We start from the raw sequence: 20,737 nt of genomic DNA, 5'->3' as shown, positions 1-20,737 counted from the left end.
CGAGATAGAACCAACCTGGAAGAAACTGAATGACCGATCTACCCGCCAGCGAAAATGGTGCGAGTGCAGAATATGGTGCCGATTCGATCAAGGTCCTGAAGGGGCTCGATGCCGTACGCAAGCGTCCGGGCATGTATATCGGCGACACCGATGACGGGTCCGGCCTTCACCACATGGTCTACGAAGTCGTCGACAATGCCATCGATGAGGCGCTGGCCGGCCATGCTGATATCGTCACCGTCACGTTGAACCCTGATGGTTCCGTCTCGGTCACCGATAACGGCCGAGGCATCCCGACCGACATCCACAAGGAAGAGGGCGTTTCCGCTGCCGAGGTCATCATGACCCAGCTGCATGCCGGCGGTAAGTTCGACCAGAATTCCTACAAGGTTTCCGGTGGTCTGCACGGCGTCGGCGTCTCGGTCGTCAACGCGCTGTCCGTCTGGCTGAAGCTGAAGATCCGCCGCAACGGCAAGGTCCACGAGATCGGCTTCACCCATGGGGTGGCCGACGAGCCTCTGAAAGTCATCGGCGAATACGAAGGTCGTTCGGGCACGGAAGTCACCTTCCTCGCCAGCCCGCAGACCTTCACCATGACGGAGTACGATTACAACACGCTCGAACACCGTCTGCGCGAACTCGCCTTCCTGAATTCCGGCGTGCGAATCCGGCTCACCGATCGCCGCAAGCCGGATATCCGCGAGGAGGAGATGGTCTATGACGGCGGCCTCGAAGCCTTCGTCGCCTATCTCGATCGCGCCAAGAAGCCGTTGGTGGAACGTCCGGTCGCCATCAAGGGCGAAAAGGACGGGATGACGGTCGAAGTCGCGATGTGGTGGAACGACAGCTATCACGAAAACGTGCTCTGCTTCACCAACAACATCCCGCAGCGCGATGGCGGCACCCATATGGCCGGCTTCCGTGGCGCTTTGACACGCCAGATCACGTCCTATGCCGACAAGTCGGGCATCATGAAGAAGGAAAAGGTCTCGCTCACTGGCGATGACTGCCGCGAAGGCCTGACCGCCGTTCTCTCGGTCAAGGTTCCGGATCCGAAATTCTCGTCGCAGACCAAGGACAAGCTCGTCTCGTCGGAAGTCCGTCCGGTCGTTGAAAACCTCGTCAACGAGGCGCTCAGCGACTGGCTCGAGGAACACCCGGCGGAAGCCAGGGTACTCGTCGGCAAAGTCGTTGAAGCCGCCGTTGCTCGTGAAGCCGCCCGCAAGGCGCGAGAGCTCACCCGCCGCAAGGGCGTGCTCGATATCGCCTCGCTGCCCGGCAAGCTCGCCGATTGCTCCGAGCGTGACCCGGCGAAATCCGAAGTCTTCCTCGTCGAGGGTGATAGTGCGGGTGGTTCGGCAAAGCAGGGCCGTTCGCGTGAGAACCAGGCCATCCTGCCGCTGCGTGGCAAGATCCTCAATGTCGAGCGAGCCCGTTTCGACAAGATGCTGTCCAGCCAGGAAATCGGCACGCTGATCACCGCGCTCGGCACGTCGATCGGCAAGGACGAATTTAACGCCGACAAGCTGCGTTACCACAAGATCATCATCATGACGGATGCTGATGTCGACGGTGCCCATATCCGCACCCTGCTTCTGACCTTCTTCTTCCGTCAGATGCCGGAGCTGATCGAGCGCGGCCATATCTATATCGCTCAGCCGCCGCTCTATAAGGTATCACGCGGCAAGTCGGTCCAGTACCTGAAGAACGAGGCGGCGCTGGAAGAATACCTCATTTCGATGGGTATCGAGGATGCGCGTCTGACGCTCGGTTCGGGCGAGGTCCGCGTCGGGCAGGATCTGCGCGAAGTCATTCAGGATGCCTTGCGCATTCGTTCGCTGATCGATGGGCTGCATTCCCGCTACGATCGTTCGCTTATCGAGCAGGCGGCCATTGCCGGCGCGCTCAATCCCGAACTGACCGACAATCGCGAACGCGCCCAGCAGACGGCCGATGAAGTCGCCCGTCGTCTCGATACGATCGCGGAAGAGACCGAACGCGGCTGGAGCGGCCACGTGACGGATGAAGGCGGTCTGCGCTTCGAGCGCATGGTTCGCGGCGTTCGCGAAGTTGCGTTCATCGACAATGCCCTGATCGGCTCGGCGGATGCCCGCCATATCGACCAGATGGCGACACGCCTTCACGATATCTATGGTACGCTGCCGAAGCTCGGCCGCAAGGATGGTGAGCAGGACCTTCCGGGCCCGCGCTCGCTTCTCGACGCCATCTTCGCCGCCGGCCGCAAGGGCCTGTCGATGCAGCGATACAAGGGCCTCGGCGAAATGAATGCCGAGCAGCTCTGGGAAACGACGCTGGATCCGAACGTCCGCTCGCTGCTGCAGGTCAGGGTTAACGATGCGACCGATGCCGACGGCCTCTTCTCCCGCCTGATGGGCGACGAAGTCGAGCCTCGCCGCGAGTTCATTCAGGACAACGCGCTCAGCGTCGCCAACCTCGATATCTGAGGTTGGTTCCTATCCGATCACGAAAAAACGGGGCCTTTTGGCCCCGTTTGCTTGATCGGCGAATGATCGGGCGGCTCATGCTTGGCCTGTAAAACGTCCCTCGAAGGCAATCTCCTCGACGGTCTTGCGTCCGCTCGGCTTCTCCCGCTCCTGCAGGTCCTCCGGCAAGGTCTCTTTGTCGGCCATCTCGCCGAACGCCGCGGCCGCCTCGACGCGATACCCTTCCGGCAGGCCCAGCACCTCGGCCGCCTTTTTCATGTCGAACCCCTCCATGCCATGCGCGTGGTATCCAAGCTTCATCGCCTGGCAGATGCAGGAGAACCAGGCTGCCCCGGTATCGTAGGAATGCGTATGGGCGGTCTTCTTCGACCCGTCGCTCGAGACCCGGTAGGTCTTCGATACGATGATCACCAGCGCTGCCGCATTCTGCGCCCAGCGCTGATTTCCCGGTACAAGCAGCTCCAGAAGGGTGGAAAATTCCGGTGTCCCGCGCAGTCCGAAGAAGAAGCGCCAGGGCTGGTTGTTGCCGGAGGAGGGGGCCCAGTGCGCGGCGTCCAGAATGGTCAGCATCGTCTCGCGGTCGATTGCTTTTTCGCTAAAGGCGCGCGGAGACCAGCGGTCGAGAAAGAACGTGTCGATCGGAAACTCGGAACTGCGGGAATTGCTTGTCGTCATCATCTGCCTCCTTGGCTTCGCCACCAGCATAAGCGCGCCACCCGGTGAGGCAAGCCGGCGATCGAGCGCGTGCGTGACAAGCAGGGCCGCATCGGTCATAGATTGACGTGAGGGAAGAGGAGGCTGGCGTTTCATCGCGCCGGTTGCAATGGAGGAGAGCACCGCCATGAAAGGCAGCGCGATCATGTTCTATCAGCTGTATGAATTGAACCATGCCGCCATGGCGCCGTTCCGTGCCGGTGCCGAAGCACTTCGCCACGTCGCCGGAAATCCGCTCAATCCGCTGTCCCAAACCCTGATGGGGCGCACGCTTGCCGCCGGGCTCGAAGTTTTCGAGCGCGCCACGCGCCGCTATGCCAAGCCGGAATTCGGTATCGGCGAAACCGTCATTGACGGCGCCCCCGTTGCCGTCACCGAAAAGGTCATCTGGTCGAAGCCCTTCTGCAATCTTCTTCACTTCGAGCGCGCCCTGACGCCGCAAAAGCCGGCGGGCGAGAAGATACTTCTGGTCGCGCCGATGTCGGGCCATTACGCCACGCTTCTGCGCGGCACCGTCGAAGCGCTGCTCCCGAGCGCGGATATCTACATCACCGACTGGGTCGATGCCCGCATGGTGCCGGTTACCGAGGGCAGTTTCGATCTCGACGACTATATCGATTACGTCATTGATATGCTGCATGAATTGGGCAGCGGTACGCATGTGGTCGCCGTCTGCCAGCCGTCTGTGCCGGTTCTCGCCGCGGTCGCCGTCATGGAAGCGCGCAGCGACCCGTTCCGGCCTGCCTCGATGATCCTCATGGGCGGTCCGATCGATACCCGCATAAACCCGACGGGGGTCAACAATCTCGCCAAGGAACACTCGCTCGACTGGTTCAAGGATAACGTCGTCATGACGGTGCCCTTTCCGCAGCCGGGCTTCATGCGTCCGGTCTATCCCGGCTTCCTGCAATTGTCCGGTTTCATGTCGATGAACCTCGACCGCCACGTCATGGCGCATCGCGAATTCTTCGAGCATCTGGTCAAGCACGATGGTGAATCGGCCGAAAAGCACCGCGAATTCTACGACGAATATCTGGCGGTCATGGATCTGACGGAGGAATTCTATCTCCAGACCGTCGATACCGTCTTCATCCGCCACTCGCTGCCCAGGGGCGAAATGCGGCATCGTGGCGTCCCCGTCGATACGAAAGCGATAACCAGTGTCGCGCTGATGACCGTCGAGGGAGAGAACGACGACATTTCCGGCGTCGGCCAGACGCAGGCCGCCCACACGATCTGCCCCAATATCCCCGCAGCGAAACGGTCCCATTACATGCAGCCGGATGTCGGCCATTACGGCGTCTTCAACGGCTCGCGTTTCAGGCAGGAAATCGTGCCGCGCATCGTCGATTTCGTCGCTGCCAACGCGATGGTGCAGGCAGTGAAGCCGGTCCGCAGACCGAGAGCAGGGCGCAAGCCGGGCTGATCGAATTCTGGCTTATCTATCAGCATCTTCTCTAATTTAATCCGGCGTCTTCTTGAAGCGCGGTTTGCGGCTCACCAAATCGATTCCCGTCGGGCTGGCATATGGCCACCCGCTTAAACGTCAAGGGTGTGACCCATGAACCAGTCTGCATTGATCCGTCCGGAGTGGACGCCGGCCACCATTGCTCTCATGGTGCTCGGTTTCATAGTCTTCTGGCCCCTCGGCCTGGCTATGCTCGCCTATATAATCTTCGGGGATCGGCTTCGCGGCTTCAAGCGCAACGCCAATGATCGCGCCGATAAATGGTTTGCCGGCTGCCGCAAGGCGAGCCGCCGCTACAACACGCATTTCTCCACCGGCAACGTCGCCTTCGACGATTGGCGCAAGGCCGAACTCGACCGGCTGGAGGAAGAACGCCGCAGGCTTGATGAGATGCGGGAAGAATTCGATACCTATGCTCGCGAGCTTCGCCGCGCCAAGGATCAGGAGGAATTCGATCGTTTCATGCGTGATCGCAAGAACCGGCCCCAGGGCGACCCCCGAGAGAACCACGAAGAGAACCGCCAGGGGAACTCCCAGGGGAACTCCAGGCCCGATCAGCCGATCGTCGATGTCTGATCGCAGGAATTGATGAATTCTCGACGCCGGCACCTTGCGGTGCCGGCTTTTTTGATGGCGGGTTTGCCAGGGAATCGGCTAAGAGACAGTATGTTCGCGCTCCTCAAGAAGCCTGTCCGCCGTGGAACGAAACCGTTGGAAACGGTCAAGCGCACCCTGTCGGTCGGCGATCGGGCGCTGCCCCTGACCATCAGGGAAAACAGCCGCGCGACACGCATCACTCTGCGTATCGAACCCGGCGGCCGCGCCCTCAACCTCACCATTCCGGTCGGCCTCAAGCATTACGAGGTCGACGACTTTCTCTCCCGCCACGATGGCTGGCTGCGCACGAAACTGGCGAAATTCCCGCAGGACAATCCGATCCGCCCTGGTGGCGAAATCTTTCTTCGCGGGGTTCTCCATCGCATCGAGCACACCGGCTCTCTGCGCGGCGTGACGGAAGCCGCCGTCATCGATGGCAAGCCGGTCCTGCGCGTCAGCGGACTGGAAGAGCATATCGGCCGCAGGATCTCGACCTTCCTCAAGAAGGAGGCCCGTACCGAGCTGGAGGGCCTGGCCCGTCGCCATGCCGCCGCCATCCGCAAGCCGATCGCATCTGTGACGATGAAGGATACGAAAAGCCGCTGGGGCTCCTGCTCCTGGGACGGCAACCTGAGCTTTTCCTGGCGCATCGTCATGGCCCCGCCGGCGGTGATCGATTATCTCGCCGCCCACGAGGTTGCGCATCTGAAGGAAATGAATCACGGGCCGAAATTCTGGTCGCTCTGCCGCCAGCTTTGCCCGACGATGGAAGAATCCCGCCGCTGGCTGAAAGTTCACGGTTCGCAGCTCCACGCCATCGATTTCAGCTAGAGCGCTTCAATTTAACCAGCAAACCCTCTGACACGAAAAAGCCCGGCTGATATCCAGACCGGGCTTTTGCAAGGCATCCTTTGCGTGAGATCCGGCGTTACTGCCAGTCACCTGTCCGCATCATCCAGTTTTCCTGGCTGGGGGAGGTCACGGTATCGGCCATCGCCATGCCGGCACCTGCGCGCTTCTGCTTTTCCGGGCGCTCGGTCGGCACCGGAATGTTCATCGCGTCGGAGAAGCTCGCGGGCTGCACCACAGGCTGCTTGACCGAGGAATTCTGCGGCACCGAATAGGACGTATCGAAAGCTTCGGCCATGCTGGCGCGGGCGATAGCCGCGGTGATCACCGGCGCAAGCGGCGGGTTCGCATTGGTCGGCTGATAGGCCGCCATCACGGTTGCGGGTGCCGCGGGTGCGGTCTGGGCAGAGACGCCTGCCGTCGCCGGAGCCGCGGCATTGGCGGCAGCAACGGCTGTCGACGTCGATGCCTGCTGAGCGGTCGTCGCAGCGACAGCCGGGCTCTGCGTGCCGCTGGCCGAAGCATAGGCCAGAACGTAGCTATCTGCGGCCATTGGCTCGGGTGTCTGCAATTCGCCGTCGCGGCCACGCTTCTCGTAAAACACGTTGCCGCCGGCAGATGCCACGTAATGCATGTTCTTGTAGGGGAAGGAATAGCCCTTGGTGTGGAAGAACATCGCGTGCTTCACATCCGGGTGGCGCGCGCCCTTCAGCACCGCATCGGCTGCCTTGTCGAGATCCGGCGCCGTATGCTCGTCCATTCTGCGGCTCATCACGCCCGGCGCGAACTGGTTCTTCTGCGCCACGACGCCACAGATCGTCTCCGGATAGATGCCGGATGTCAGCCGGTTCATTACCACGCTGCCGACGGCGATGAAACCGTTCTCGCTGGTGCGCTTGGATTCGAAATACATCGCCCGCTTCAGGCATTCGCGGTCTTTTGCGGTGTAGCTGTAAACCTGCTTTGCAGGCTCGGCCTGCGCCGCCGCAATCTTCGTCGACTTGCCCTTCGTATCGAGCGTCGATGCCGTCTGTGTGCTGTTACATGCGGAGAGCAAGCCTCCTGCAGCCAAACAAAGCGCTGCCTTGAATGCAGCTCTCGTGATCGTTGCCATCTTGTCCCGCCAAAAAATTCCAGAATTCCCGTCGGCTTGGAATAAGCTACCCTAAAACAACGCGTTTATCAATTATCTTTCATCGCCCGCCAAGTTATGGAAATTCCATTCCTTTTCCGGAAAATGGCGACCGAAACATTTGTAAGTGAAATCTCATATAACAGGCTTTCACGATCCGTGAAACTGTCCCGATTCGGAACGTATGAGGCCTCCGGAAGCACCTGCACCACGGGCCATATTCAACCCGGAAATAGCAGAATAACCTCGACTCTTCGGGTATTTCGTGTCACTTCGCCGTCATGAAAACTGACGTGAAGATTTGCGGCCTCAGCACCGCCGAGGCGATTGATCGCTCCGTTCAACGCGGCGCGAGCCACATCGGCTTCATCTTCTTTGAAAAGAGCCCGCGCAACATCGCGCCCGACGTCGCCGGAGATCTGGCCGACCGGGTCCGTGGCCGGGTGAAAATCGTCGCCGTCACCGTCGATGCCGATGACGAGGAACTCGACGACATCGTGTCGTTCCTCAAGCCCGATATCCTGCAGCTGCATGGCCACGAGAGCCCGGAACGTATTCTCCACATCAAGGCGCTCTACGGCCTGCCGGTGATGAAGGCGTTTTCCGTCCGCGAAGCCGCAGATCTCGACCGGATCGATCCCTATATCGGCGTCGCCGACCGCTTTCTTTTCGATGCCAAGGCGCCGAAAGGATCGGAACTGCCGGGCGGCAACGGGGTTTCCTTTGACTGGAACCTGATGGCCTCGCTTGACGAGAGCGTGGATTACATGCTTTCCGGTGGCCTCAACAAGGATAATGTCGCATCCGCGCTCGCTTCCACGCGGGCAACCGGTATCGATGTATCGTCCGGCGTGGAAAGCGCGCCGGGCATCAAGGATCTTGCAATGATCGACGCGTTCTTCGATGCCATCGCCGATGCGAAGGCCGGGAAGCGCTGAAGGAGCAGAGAGTGAACGAGACGCCAAAACCCAATTCCTTCCGCTCCGGACCCGATGAAGACGGCCGTTTCGGCATCTTCGGCGGCCGTTTCGTTGCCGAAACCCTGATGCCGCTGATCCTCGATCTGCAGGCAGAATGGAACAAGGCGAAGGACGACCCGGAGTTCCAGAAGCAGCTGGCTGACCTCGGCACCCATTATATCGGCCGTCCGAGCCCGCTCTATTTCGCCGAACGCCTGACCGAACATCTCGGCGGCGCAAAGATCTATTTCAAGCGTGAGGAGCTGAACCACACCGGCTCGCACAAGATCAACAACTGTATCGGCCAGATCCTGCTCGCCAAGCGCATGGGCAAGACCCGCATCATCGCCGAAACCGGTGCCGGCCAGCACGGCGTGGCCTCTGCCACCGTCGCCGCCCGCTTCGGTCTCCCCTGCGTCGTCTATATGGGCGCAACCGATGTCGAGCGTCAGGCGCCGAACGTCTTCCGCATGAAGCTTCTGGGTGCCGAGGTTAAGGCCGTCACGGCCGGCTCCGGCACGCTGAAGGACGCCATGAACGAGGCATTGCGGGATTGGGTCACCAATGTCGACGATACCTATTACCTGATCGGCACCGCCGCCGGCCCGCATCCCTATCCGGAAATGGTCCGCGATTTCCAGGCCGTCATCGGCAAGGAAGCCCGCGAGCAGATCCTCGAAGCCGAAGGCAAGCTGCCGGATGTCGTCATCGCCGCCGTTGGCGGCGGGTCGAATGCCATCGGCATCTTCCACCCCTTCCTCGATGACGAGAGCGTCCAGATCGTCGGCGTCGAAGCCGGCGGCCACGGCCTCGATGGCAACGAACACTGCGCTTCCATCACCGCTGGCTCGCCGGGCGTGCTGCATGGCAACCGCACCTATCTGCTGCAGGACAAGGACGGCCAGATCCTCGAAGGTCATTCGATCTCCGCCGGCCTTGATTATCCGGGCATTGGCCCCGAGCATTCCTGGCTGAACGATATCGGCCGCGCCGAATATGTGCCGATCATGGATGACGAGGCGCTCGAAGCCTTCCAGCTTCTGACGAAGCTCGAAGGTATCATCCCGGCGCTCGAACCCAGCCACGCGATTGCCGAAGTCATCAAGCGCGCGCCGAAGATGGGCAAGGACCAGATCATCCTGATGAACCTCTCCGGTCGCGGCGACAAGGACATCTTCACCGTCGGCAAAATTCTCGGAATGGGGCTGTAAGACATGACCGCTCGTATGGACACACGCTTCGCCAGGCTGAAGGCCGAAGGTCGCCCCGCTCTCGTTACCTATTTCATGGGCGGCGATCCGGATTACGCAACCTCGCTCGGCATCATGAAGGCTCTGCCTGAAGCCGGTGCCGACGTGATCGAACTCGGCATGCCGTTTTCCGATCCGATGGCCGATGGCCCGACCATCCAGCTCGCCGGCCAGCGCGCCCTGAAGGCCGGCCAGACGCTGGCAAAGACACTCGATCTCGCCCGCGATTTCCGTGAGAGCGATACCGAGACCCCGATCGTCCTGATGGGCTATTACAACCCGATCTATGTCTACGGCGTCGAAAAATTCGTCGAGGATGCGCTCGCAGCCGGTATCGATGGCCTGATCATCGTCGACCTGCCGCCGGAAATGGATGACGAACTCTGCATCCCGGCGCTGGCAAAGGGCTTGAACTTCATCCGCCTGACGACGCCGACCACCGATGGCAAGCGTCTGCCCACCGTGCTCACCAACACGTCGGGCTTCGTCTACTATGTCTCGATGAACGGCATCACCGGTTCGGCCCTGCCGGATCCGTCGCTGATCTCGGGCGCCGTTGCCCGCATCAAGGATCATACGGACCTGCCGGTCTGCGTCGGCTTCGGCGTCAAGACGGCCGATCATGCCAAGGCGATCGGTGCGGCTGCCGATGGCGTCGTCGTCGGCACGGCGATCGTCGCCCAGGTTGCCGGCAGCCTGACAGCGGATGGCGCCGCCACCCCGCATACGGTATCCGCCGTTTCCACCTTCGTTCGCGGCCTTTCGACCGGCGTGCGTTCCGCCCGCCTTGTTGCCGCCGAATAACCGGCCCACATAGGGCATGCCTCCCGAAAGTCGCCACCGGTTTCGGGAGGAAGGCATGCCTGAGAATTGAGAACTGAAGCGTGGCAGGCGATCCGAAGGATCGTACACGCTTCAGGCCCGACACTATTTTATCGGAGTACCCCCCCAAGTGAACTGGATCACCAATTACGTTCGACCGCGCATCAATTCCATGCTGGGTCGTCGCGAAGTTCCGGAAAACCTCTGGATCAAGTGCCCTGAAACCGGCGAGATGGTCTTCCACAAGGACCTCGAAGAGAACAAGTGGGTCATTCCCGCCTCCGGCTTCCACATGAAGATGCCGGCCAAGGCGCGTCTCAGGGATCTGTTTGACGGTGGCGAGTTCGAAGCCCTGCCGCAGCCGAAGGTCGCCCAGGACCCGCTGAAATTCCGCGATAGCAAGAAATACGCCGATCGCCTCAAGGATAGCCGCCTGAAGACCGAGCAGGAGGATACGATCCTCGCGGGTCTCGGCAATGTCCAAGGTGTCAAGCTTGTCGCCGTCGTGCACGAGTTCAACTTCATCGGCGGCTCGCTCGGCATGGCCGCAGGCGAGGCGATCGTGAAGGCCGCCGAGCGCGCGCTGAAGGAAAAATGCGCCCTGATCATTTTCCCGGCCTCGGGCGGCGCCCGCATGCAGGAAGGCATCCTGTCCCTGATGCAGCTGCCGCGCACCACCGTCGCCGTCGACATGCTCAAGGAAGCGGGCCTGCCTTACATCTGCGTCCTCACCAACCCGACGACCGGCGGCGTTACGGCCTCCTACGCCATGCTGGGTGATGTCCATATCGCCGAACCGGGCGCCGAAATCGGCTTTGCCGGCAAGCGCGTCATCGAGCAGACCCTGCGCGAAAAGCTGCCGGAAGGTTTCCAGACCGCCGAATACCTGCTGGAACACGGCATGGTCGATATGGTGGTCAAGCGCCACGACATTCCGGAAACGCTCGCCCGCATCATCCGCATGCTGATGAAGCTGCCGGTACAGGAAGTGCTGCCTGCGCCGCAGCCGCAGCCTGAACCGGTTGCAGCCACCGCCTGATTTAAGCCGCGCGGCAAGGTCGGAAACGGTTTTGTCGCTGCCGCGTTGAGATAGAGAAAAGCCCGGTTTCGCCTTCGACTGAAGGCGGGACCGTTTTGATTTCAGACAACAGCCGGAGCAACGGGATGTCGACCATGAACCAGCCCGTTTCAAGCGAGGCCGAACAGGAGATCGAGCGGCTGATGACCCTTCATCCGAAGGGCTTCGATCTCTCGCTCGAACGCATCAGCAGGCTTCTCGAAGCACTCGGCAATCCGCAGCTGAAAATACCGCCGGTCATCCATGTCGCCGGCACCAATGGCAAAGGCTCCTGCACCGCCTTCTGTCGTGCGCTGCTCGAAGCGGGTGGCCATGCCGTCCACGTCCACACATCCCCGCATCTGGTCAACTGGCACGAGCGCTTCCGTATCGGTACGAAGGGTGGGCGCGGACAGTTGGTCGATGATGCGCTTCTTGCCGATGCGCTGCGCCGGGTCGCAGCCGCCAACGACGGGAAGATGATCACTGTCTTCGAAATCCTGACGGCGGCCACCTTCCTGCTCTTTTCAGAGCAGCCGGCCGATGCCGTCCTCCTCGAAGTCGGCCTCGGCGGCCGTTTCGACGCGACCAATGTCATCACCGATCCCGCCGTCTCCGTCATCATGCCGATCGCGCTCGATCACCAGGCCTATCTGGGCGACAAGGTGGAACTGATCGCGGCCGAAAAGGCCGGCATCATGAAGCGCCGCCGCCCGGTCGTCATCGGCAGCCAGGAATTCGAGGCTGCCCGTGAAGTGCTGGTCGCAACGGCCGATCGGCTCGGCTGCCCGCTTTCCGTCTATGGTCAGGATTATTCGGCGCACGAGGAATTCGGCCGCTTGATCTATCAGGATGAGGATGGCCTTCACGACCTTCCCCTGCCGCGCCTGCCCGGTCGCCATCAGTTCGCCAATGCCGCAGCGGCCATCCGTGCCGTGAAGGCTGCTGGCTTCACGGTCACCGATGCAATGATGGAAAAGGCCATGACGGAAGTCGAATGGCCGGCCCGGCTGCAGAAAATATCGGAAGGAAAATTGCTGGAATTCGCGCCGGAAGGTGCCGAGATCTGGCTTGACGGCGGCCATAATCCGGCCGGCGGCGAGGCGGTTGCCGAAGCCATGGCCGCCTTCGAGGAACGCCAGTCGCGCCCGCTTTACCTCATCACCGGCATGATCAACACCAAGGACCCGGTCGGCTATTTCCGTGCCTTCGCCGATCTAGCCGAACACGTCTTCACCGTCCGCATCCGCGACACCGAAGCCGGTCTCGATCCCGTCGCACTCGCCCACTCCGCCTTCGACGGCGGCCTGGTTGCCGAACCCGCAGGCTCCGTCACGGAAGCGCTTCAGGAAATTACCCTCCGCCAGATCCCCGGCCGCGCCGCCCCGCGCATCCTCATCGGCGGCTCCCTCTACTTCGCCGGCAACGTTCTCGCCGACAACGGCACGCCGCCGACGTGAGGCGAGCGGGGTAGGGTAGGGGGATACGTCCGATCCCCTCACTTGCGATTTCTAACACTTAGCTGAAGCTAAGATGTTGAAATCGCTTTCTCTCCCACAAGGGGGAGAGATAAGGCAGCGGCAAACTCGACGCTCTACCTCTCCCCTTTGTGGGAGAGGATACAAAATCAAGATCTTAGCCAAAGGCTAAGTCTTAGATTTTGTTGGTGAGGGGATCAGCCCCACTCTCAACTCCCAAATCGAAGCCTTTTCCTCCCCAAAAACCACCCTCACTTCCGAAAATCTGCACGCCGATTCAACGATATCAACGGCTTGCAAGCAGTCTCATCCCCGTGCTTTCAACCTGTGCCTATAATCGCCCCGTTCCGCTTCGGCTACACCGGTCAGCATTGCCGGCGAGGCGGCACCGGTGATCGCATGGGCCGCCCTGATGCAAGCGGGACATGCGGGGCTGCGCAGAAAATGGTCCGCCCCCTCCGGTGAGGGCGTGCGTGTGTCGCACACAAACCGGCTGGCGAAGTCAATAAGCCCAGTCGCTGTAGACGGACCGGAGTTGCGTGGAAAAACACACCGAACGGGGCACGTCGTGTGTCACCTACTAAACTAAATTCGAGACACCCGACGTGTCCCGGCCGAATTTCGAAAATTCCAGGATCGCCAAGGGCGGAGTCTGTCTTGTTGCCGTTAAGGAGAGCGGCAGGCGAAACCCGCCCAAACAAAAACCCGGCTGATCGCTCAACCGGGTTCTTGGATTCACGTGAAACACTTCGTTAAGAAGTGGGAAACTTATGCGGCGCCGGAAATCCAGGCCGACAGTGCCGTCTTCGGAGCGGCGCCAACCTTGATGTCGGCCACTTCGCCGCCCTTGAACATGGCAAGCGTCGGGATCGAGCGGACGCCGAACTGGGCGGCCAGTTCCGGGTTCTCGTCGATGTTCAGCTTGGCGATCTTCACCTTGCCGGCCATCTCGGTTGCGATCTCGTCGAGGCTCGGAGCGATCATCTTGCACGGGCCGCACCATTCGGCCCAGAAATCCACGACGACCGGCTCGGCGGAATTCAAAACTTCGGCCTGGAAGTTGCTGTTATCGACTTTCACGGTAGCCATCGGGCTCTCCTTCGCAGTTCTTCGTTGGTGCAGATGTGAGATCGGTATCGATCATTTTCAATGTCCGTCATGTCACTTTGTCGTAAGCTCCGCAAGCGACTGCGCCAGCACGTCGACAGGTAATGGCATCACATGCGCCGTCTCGGTATAGACCAGCACGCAGTCGATTGCCTTGCCGGGATAAAGCGGCGCCAGGATCTCCCGGTAGATGGCAAGCTGCGCCCGATGCGTCAGCGGCACGGCTTCCACGGTTCCCGGCGGCATGCGGTTGGTCTTGTAGTCGAGAATGATCACCCGGTCCTCGGTCTCGACCAGCCGGTCGATCCGGCCCGATATGGCAAAGTCGTCGCCATGAAGCGTCAGCGTCCCCATGATCGACACTTCCGACTGGCTGCGGGCGGAAAAGACAGGCGCAAGATCGCGGTTGGCAAGCACGCCCATCACGCTGGCCACCAGCTTTTCACGCTCCGTGGCAGGCCAGTAGCGCGCGGCCCGCTCCGCATAACGCCGTGCGGCCGGCTCCCGTTCATGATCGTCAAACTCCGTCAGCATCTGCAGCATGCGGTGGGTAAGCTTGCCCTTCTGCAGCGCCAGACTGCCGGATGCCTTTTCGCCGAACAGCGGCGAGGTGACGATCAGGTCGTCCGCATCGTCATCCACCATCGTCCCGGCCCCCGACGGGCTGAGCGGTCGCGGCAATATCTTCATCGGCGGCAAGGGCCTGAACAGGGCAGGGGGGAGCGCGGCCTTCGCCCCGTCACCTTCGCCCGCATGAGCAGCCCCTGGCTCCGCCTTCGGCACCGCTTTGCCGCCAATCACCGGCAACCGCCATGTCAGCCCGCCCCATTCGCCTTCCGGCCCGCTGAATGTCTTGGCAGCGCAATGCGCCTCGTCGAGGACAAGCGCCCGGCCGATCATCGCCTGCCAGCTGTCCGGGTTGTCGCGCACTCCGCGATAACCGCAGACCGTCAGCCGGTCGGCCGCCCGTGTCATGCCCACGTAAAGCAGCCGCCGATACTCTTCCTCGGCCAGCGTCTCCAGCCGGTCCTTGTCGGCATTGGTAAGCCCATTGCCCATGCCGCTGCCCGGCAACCAGGCCGGCACATCGCCTTGTGGCGTCTTCAGGAAGCGGAATTTCGGCACATGGCCGGCAATGAACGCCTTGGAATTGCTGTCGACGAGAAACACGACCGGCGCTTCCAGACCCTTGGAGGCGTGCACGGTCATGATCCGCACCTCGTTGCGCCCACCATCCTGCTCGCGCTTCACCTCCGGGCTTTCAAGCTCCAGTGTCGAAACGAAGGCCTGCAGCCCCGGCAGGCCGGATGTTTCATGGTCCAGCGCGAAGGTCAGGAACTCGTCGAGAATGTCGCCCGCCTCGGTCCCCAGCCGCCCGAGAAATTTTCGCCGTCCCCCATATTGTCCGAGCAGCCGGGCAAAAAGATCATGCGGGCTCAATAGCCGCGATAGCGTCAGCATATGCTGCAGCCGATCCACCGTGTCGCCAAACCGCTCCGGCTGATCCTGCGCCAGCTGCAAAAGCTGCGACCACGCACTCGCCCCCTCCGGCCGCAGCGCCGCGACCTCGAACACGTCGTCTTCGGAAAGATCAAACAGCGGGCTTTTCAAAAGGGCGGACAGCGAAAGATCGTCCTGCGGCAGAAGCAGAAACCGCCCGAGCGCCAACAGGTCCTGCACCGCGATATGGCTTGTCAGCCGCAACCGGTCGGCACCGGCGACGGGAATGTTGTCGCGCCGCTTGAGCGCCCGCGTCAGCGCATTGACGAAGGCATCACGCTTGCGCACCAGAACCAGGATATCGCCCGGCTCGATCGCCCGTTCCACGCCCTTCTCGATCACCGTCTCGCGGCCGATCATCTCGCCGATACGCGATGCGATCCGGTTGGCAAGGATCGCGACCGGGGCCTTGTCCGGCGTGGAATCGAACGGCGCCGTCCAGTCCTCGTCCTGTTCGGCCACGTCGGGCGCCACCACGTCCCACAGTTCCACGATGCCGGGATGCCCCATCCGGTTGGAGCGGTGCTGCACCGCATCGCCGATCGCCGACAGACCCCTGGCATTGTCCTCGACCGAAAACACCTGGTCGACGGCCGAAAGCACATCCGCCGTGGAACGGAAGGAAAGCGGCAGGCGTATGGCGTGAAACGGCTGCCCGCTCTCGGCCACCTGCCGCTGCGTCGCATGCCGCTCTTCCGCAAACCGCTCAGGCCGCGCGCCTTGAAACGAATAGATCGACTGCTTCTCGTCCCCCACGGCAAAGATCGTCCGCCGCGTCTCGCGAGCACTGGTGCCGGAATAGAAATCCTCCGCCAGCGATTTGATCACCGTCCACTGGACAGGGCTCGTATCCTGCGCCTCGTCGACGAGAATGTGGTCGATGCCCTGGTCGAGCTTGTAATGCACCCAGGCACCGACACCGTCGCGGGTCAGAAGATCGGCTGTGCGGGCAATCAGGTCCTCGAAGTCGAGCAGGCTGCGGCCCTTCTTCAGGTCCTCGTAATCGTCGGTCAACCTTGCTGCGAGCGTCAGCGCCGCACGGGTCGCCGCAAACATCCGCAAGAGCCGCATCCGCTCGCGGCAGGCAAGCACATGCTCGCGGGCCGCATCTATAGCGCCGGAAAGTTCGGGCGCGATCTTCGTCATCGCCGCCGCAATCAGGCTGCGATCCGCCTTCACCGTACCCTTGGCCGTCAGGAAGATCCGTTCCAGATACTCCGCCCGCCTGAAACCATCCGGCTCCTTCGCCACGGTCCGCAGACCATAGGCGACCTCATGAACCGTCGATCCGCCTTTCTGGTCGGCAAGCGACAGATAGAGATCGAGCGTCAGCCCCGAAAGGCCGGGCAGGGGCCAGTAGCTTTCGGCGATGCTCGCCTCGGTATCGTCGGCCCCGAGCCCCAGCATGCTTCGCAACTCCGCATCGATCCCGTCCCGCTTCTCGGCCTGAGCCGTGAAACGCCGGATTGCCGTGCGGTTGGAGACGATATCGGCAAGCAGCGTCTCGAGCCCGAACTCGTCGCCGAGATCCAGCACATGTGCAAAAGCTTCCGCCAGATCCGGATCGTCTTCCGCTGAGGTCGCCGTCAAAAGCGAGCGCCGCGCTTCGGCCAGCAGCGCCGTCGCGGCACGATCGTCGAGCACGGAGAAATGTCCCGCGACATTGGCCTCCAGTGGAAACTGGTGCAGCAGCGCCTCGCAGAAGGCGTGGATGGTCTGGATCTTCAATCCGCCCGGCGTCTCCAGCGCCTTGGCAAACAGCCGCCGCGCTTCGGCAAGCTTGAAGGAATCCGGCTCAGCACCCTCGATGCCAGTGATCCGCTTCGCCAGTTCCTCGTCGGAAAGCACCGTCCATTCCGACAGCCGCTGGAAGACGCGGTTCGACATTTCCGACGCTGCGGCCTTCGTATAGGTGAGGCAGAGAATGGAGGAGGGGCGGCAGCCGGCCAGCAGCAGCCGGATCACCCGCTGCGTCAGAACATGCGTCTTGCCCGATCCGGCATTGGCCGAAACCCAGGCGGAGCTTGCCGGGTCGGAAGCGCGTGATTGCTGCACCGTCGTCCAGTCGATCCACCGCGCCGGATCGTCACCCTTCGGCAGGTCGCTGTCGTTCATGGTATCGAGGCTGATCTCACTCATCGCCTTCCGCCTCTCCGTCGTCATCTGCCGTCGACCACTCGGCAACGCGGGCGAGGTGATCGTATTCGCCGCCAAAGTCTCCTTGCGCAAACGGCACCAGCCGCGAGGCAAACCCGGCTTCACCGGCCCGCAGTTTCAGCACGAACCTGGTCAGCTGCTCGATGGACTCTTCCGCCAGGTCGATCGCCGATTTCGGCTGGTTTCTGGCGGTCGCCGTCGTGCCCTCGTTGTTGACGCTCTCCGACGCGAACCGGTCTCCGGGCTTGAGCCGGACATAGAGAAGATCGCCCGGTTGCTGGGGCCCAAGAGATTTGAAGCCGCCGGCCTTGAGCACCGCCGCCTCCAGCGCAAGCTGCGGCTCAAGCAGTGAACGTGCCTGCGATTTCGTCGGGCTCGAACCCGTCTTGTAGTCGATGATGTCGGCCGCGCCGGAGGCCATGATGTCGATGCGGTCGGCCCGCCCGGTCACATAGATGCCGGCCATGGGCACTTCCCAGCCGCCGCCCGCTTCCGTCACCGTGCTGCGCAGTTCCGGCGCCCGCTTTTCCTCCCAGTCGAGAAACGCCTTCGCCACCTCGATGAAGCGCGGCCGCCAGACGCGGTCGATATGCAGCGGCAACTGCTCCTCGTCGAAAAGCGCATGCGTGATCGACATCATGGATTCACGTGAAACATTCGTACCCGGCTTGTGGCCCTGTCGCGTATAGCGGTCGATGATCGCGTGATAGAGATTGCCGCGTTCGCGTGCGCCGGGATCCTCGTTGAACGGGGAAAGCGGATCGAGCCGCAATATCCGCCTTGCATAGACCGCGTAGGGGTCGCGCCGCAGCCGGCCCACTTCGCTGAAGGAATATTTTGTCGGCTGCTTGTCGGCCGGTGGCGTCGGGGCAGGGCGCTTCGCCGGCGGCTGGTTATCGCCCTTGTCGATCAGCGATGCCCATTGGCGAAAATCTTCGCCACGCGCCTTCAGTTCGTCGGCAAAGCTCTTGCCGCCCAGCGCCAGCAATCGTTGAAGCCAGCGGGATGCAACGGTCGGCGTCGAGCCCTGCCGCATCGAGCGCGACAGGATCAGGTTGCGCGTGCCGCAGGCCATTTCGAAATCATGGGCCAGCTGGCCGATCCGTCGCTCCGGCGGTTCCAGCCCCATGTCGGTCTTCATCGAACGGGAGAGGAAAGGATTGTTGACCGTCTGCCCCGGCCACGAGCCTTCGTTCAGCCCGCCGAGGATCATCGTGTCGACGCTCTGCAATCGTGCTTCCAGCGTACCGAAGATGAAGACGCGCGGATGCGCCAGCGACCGCGGCTTTACCGCCGCTCCCGTCGTCAGCGCCATGACGATATCGATCCATTGCGGCCCGTCCGCTTCGATCTGTCCGTCCGCCTCGATCACTTCCGAAAGCATGCCCGAAAGCTGCTCGCCTGCCTCACCCGACCAGAGAGCGGCAAGATCGCCCCGTTCGTCGATTGCAAGCGCTTCCAGCACGCGTCCAGTGCGCGCCGCCCATTCGGAAAGCGGCAGCTTTGCCGTCAGCCCGCGCCCGTCCGGCCGGCGGGCGACGAAGGCGCTGACCAGAGGTTCCACGGCAGCGGTAATCTTCGCCGCGATATTGCGCGCCTGCTCTATGGCAACTTCCGGCAGTGAAGCGCGCCATTGCGGCATGTGCGTGTCGTCGGGCATCGCCGCGATCTGCGCTTCGAGGGTCGGCCCGAGCGTCGAGATATCCATCTCGCCGATACCGCCGCGCAAGGCCAGAACCTCCAGCGCATCGATTGCAGCCCTGAGGTCCGCCGGCGGCAGGCCGAGCCGCATCAGCGGATGTTTCAGCAATCCGACGATCGCCACCGGATCGCCGGGGCGCAGCGTCGCTTCCAAGAGAAGCTGCGTCAGCGTTCCCTGCGGCGTGCCGGACAGCGCCAGACCGGCGGAATCGTCGGCGAGAATGCCGAAACGGGCAAGTTCCGCCGTCACCCGGCGGCCAAGCGCACGGTCGGGGGTAATCAGCGCCGCCACGGCAGCGCCACCATACTTGCCGGGCTTTTCCAGCGCCAGCCGCAGCGCGATCGCAATCGCCACCGCTTCCTCGCGCTCGTTCGCCGCCTCGATCAGCGACACATCGGCAAAGGCGCCGTGCAGCCGGTCGGGGTCGGCCTCGTTACGCCAGGTGCTCCAGCGATCCGTCGCCTTGGCCGGCACCAGCGCCTGCGAGATTGCTTCGGCCCGGAAGGCGAGATCGGCCGGTGCTTCCGCAACGACAGTCACGTCGGCCCGCGTCACACCGATCTTTTTCAGAAGCCGCGAGAGACCGAATTGCGAATGGCTGCGGCTTGCCGGGTCCGGCTTTCCGTCAAAGGCTTCCTCGCCCACCATCGCCCATTGCTCTTCCGACATCGACATGTCGAGGCCGGGCAGCACCACGGTTCCGTTCGGCAGGCGCGAAATCGCCGCGATCAGCTCAGCCGCTGCCGGCACAGAGCCGGTCGAACCGGCAACGATCACCGGTCCCTTATGCGCCCGCTCGCCAATCCGCCGCGCCTCGCCGCGCAGGATGGCGGCCCGGTGCTTTGACGGCGACGAGCGTTTCAGCTCGTCGAGACGCATCGGCCAGAAGGCGCTGGCGATCTTCAGGAATTCGGCGGTCAGCTGCCACCACAGCGCATGTTCGCCGGTCTGCAGGTTTTCAAGATCCGCCCAGTCGCGCTCCTCGGTCTCGATCGCATCGATGAGTTCGGCCAGCGCCCGCGCCAGCCAGATCGCATCGGCCGGGCTTGCCGGGGCCACGAGCGGCGATTCCGAATGCACGTCCAGCACCACTTTCGGCAACTGGTTGCGCCATGCCAGGATCAGCCGTCCCAGTTCCAGAAGCCGTGTCGTGCCGCCGATCGGCAGCGCCAGGTCCATTTCCTCGGGTGCCACGAGATCGAAGAAACCGCTGTCGTCGTCGGTCTCGCCAAGCGGGCGGATGACCGGCAGGATCGCGGCGCGGCCGCCGAGCAGCTCGACGAATTCGGAGCGCAGCACGCGAGCAGAACGGCGCGTCGGCACGAAGATCGTCACGTCGGCCAGCGACATCGGATCGGATGGATCGTAGCGGAAATCGGCATCCAGGCGGCCGTCGCACAGCGACGCGGCGAGCGTTCTGAGAAACGGCACGCCGGAGGGGATGGAAAAGATGCGGCTCGGGTCGGATGCCGCCATGGCC

The 20,737-nt window shown here is 62.3% G+C and carries 14 protein-coding genes; 9 read left to right on the top strand and 5 right to left on the bottom strand.

Going from position 1 to position 20,737, the window contains the following annotated elements; genetic code table 11:
- Positions 1-29 precede the first annotated feature (29 nt).
- A complete protein-coding gene (gene gyrB, locus AC0JZ4_RS05725; protein ID WP_471885456.1) occupies positions 30-2,465 on the top strand; it encodes a DNA topoisomerase (ATP-hydrolyzing) subunit B in 2,436 nt (811 codons plus the stop codon).
- Positions 2,466-2,540: 75 nt separating this feature from the next.
- Here gyrB and AC0JZ4_RS05720 read toward each other — a convergent pair whose 3' ends face one another.
- Positions 2,541-3,140, bottom strand: a complete 600-nt coding sequence (locus tag AC0JZ4_RS05720; protein ID WP_471885455.1) for a nitroreductase family protein — start codon at positions 3,138-3,140, stop codon at positions 2,541-2,543.
- Between the two features lie 184 nt (positions 3,141-3,324).
- Between AC0JZ4_RS05720 and AC0JZ4_RS05715 the strand changes: the two genes are divergently transcribed.
- From AC0JZ4_RS05715 to AC0JZ4_RS05705, 3 genes are all read left to right on the top strand, one after another.
- Positions 3,325-4,605 carry a polyhydroxyalkanoate depolymerase gene (locus AC0JZ4_RS05715; protein WP_471887803.1) on the top strand — a complete coding sequence of 427 codons (1,281 nt, stop codon included), beginning with the start codon at positions 3,325-3,327 and terminating at the stop codon, positions 4,603-4,605.
- Between the two features lie 135 nt (positions 4,606-4,740).
- The gene (locus AC0JZ4_RS05710; RefSeq protein WP_471885454.1) at positions 4,741-5,223 is read left to right on the top strand and encodes a DUF2852 domain-containing protein; all 483 of its coding nucleotides are present in this window, start codon (positions 4,741-4,743) and stop codon (positions 5,221-5,223) included.
- Positions 5,224-5,313: 90 nt separating this feature from the next.
- A complete protein-coding gene (locus AC0JZ4_RS05705; RefSeq protein ID WP_471885453.1) occupies positions 5,314-6,075 on the top strand; it encodes a M48 family metallopeptidase in 762 nt (253 codons plus the stop codon).
- 97 nt (positions 6,076-6,172) lie between these two features.
- On the opposite strand, the gene AC0JZ4_RS05700 is transcribed toward AC0JZ4_RS05705, so the two are convergent.
- Complete coding sequence (locus AC0JZ4_RS05700) at positions 6,173-7,150, bottom strand: cell wall hydrolase (RefSeq protein WP_471885452.1); 978 nt, start codon at positions 7,148-7,150, stop codon at positions 6,173-6,175.
- 356 nt (positions 7,151-7,506) lie between these two features.
- Here AC0JZ4_RS05700 and AC0JZ4_RS05695 point away from each other — a divergent pair, with 356 nt between their 5' ends.
- The 5 genes from AC0JZ4_RS05695 to AC0JZ4_RS05675 all read left to right on the top strand — a co-directional run bounded on the left by AC0JZ4_RS05695 (position 7,507) and on the right by AC0JZ4_RS05675 (position 12,773).
- Positions 7,507-8,163, top strand: a complete 657-nt coding sequence (locus tag AC0JZ4_RS05695) for a phosphoribosylanthranilate isomerase (RefSeq protein WP_471885451.1) — start codon at positions 7,507-7,509, stop codon at positions 8,161-8,163.
- Between the two features lie 11 nt (positions 8,164-8,174).
- The gene (gene trpB, locus AC0JZ4_RS05690; protein ID WP_471885450.1) at positions 8,175-9,395 is read left to right on the top strand and encodes a tryptophan synthase subunit beta; all 1,221 of its coding nucleotides are present in this window, start codon (positions 8,175-8,177) and stop codon (positions 9,393-9,395) included.
- A 3-nt stretch (positions 9,396-9,398) separates the two neighbouring features.
- Positions 9,399-10,238: a tryptophan synthase subunit alpha gene (gene trpA, locus AC0JZ4_RS05685; protein ID WP_471885449.1), complete on the top strand. Its 840-nt coding sequence runs from the start codon at positions 9,399-9,401 to the stop codon at positions 10,236-10,238.
- Between the two features lie 148 nt (positions 10,239-10,386).
- Positions 10,387-11,295, top strand: a complete 909-nt coding sequence (gene accD, locus AC0JZ4_RS05680) for an acetyl-CoA carboxylase, carboxyltransferase subunit beta (protein WP_471885448.1) — start codon at positions 10,387-10,389, stop codon at positions 11,293-11,295.
- A gap of 134 nt (positions 11,296-11,429) precedes the next feature.
- A complete protein-coding gene (locus AC0JZ4_RS05675; RefSeq protein WP_471885447.1) occupies positions 11,430-12,773 on the top strand; it encodes a bifunctional folylpolyglutamate synthase/dihydrofolate synthase in 1,344 nt (447 codons plus the stop codon).
- 786 nt (positions 12,774-13,559) lie between these two features.
- On the opposite strand, the gene trxA is transcribed toward AC0JZ4_RS05675, so the two are convergent.
- The 3 genes from trxA to addB form a co-directional block, all read right to left on the bottom strand.
- Complete coding sequence (trxA, locus tag AC0JZ4_RS05670) at positions 13,560-13,880, bottom strand: thioredoxin (RefSeq protein WP_471885446.1); 321 nt, start codon at positions 13,878-13,880, stop codon at positions 13,560-13,562.
- Positions 13,881-13,952: 72 nt separating this feature from the next.
- On the bottom strand, positions 13,953-17,537 hold the full coding sequence (addA, locus tag AC0JZ4_RS05665; protein WP_471885445.1) for a double-strand break repair helicase AddA: 3,585 nt from the start codon (positions 17,535-17,537) through the stop codon (positions 13,953-13,955).
- A complete protein-coding gene (addB, locus tag AC0JZ4_RS05660; RefSeq protein WP_471885444.1) occupies positions 17,530-20,733 on the bottom strand; it encodes a double-strand break repair protein AddB in 3,204 nt (1,067 codons plus the stop codon). The genes addA and addB overlap by 8 nt, the downstream gene beginning before the upstream one ends.
- Positions 20,734-20,737: the final 4 nt, after the last annotated feature.

It is taken from the genome of [Rhizobium] kunmingense (genome assembly GCF_977018605.1).
The sequence above is the reverse complement of the archived record's forward strand: the minus strand, read 5'-3'. Positions and strand labels throughout refer to the sequence as shown.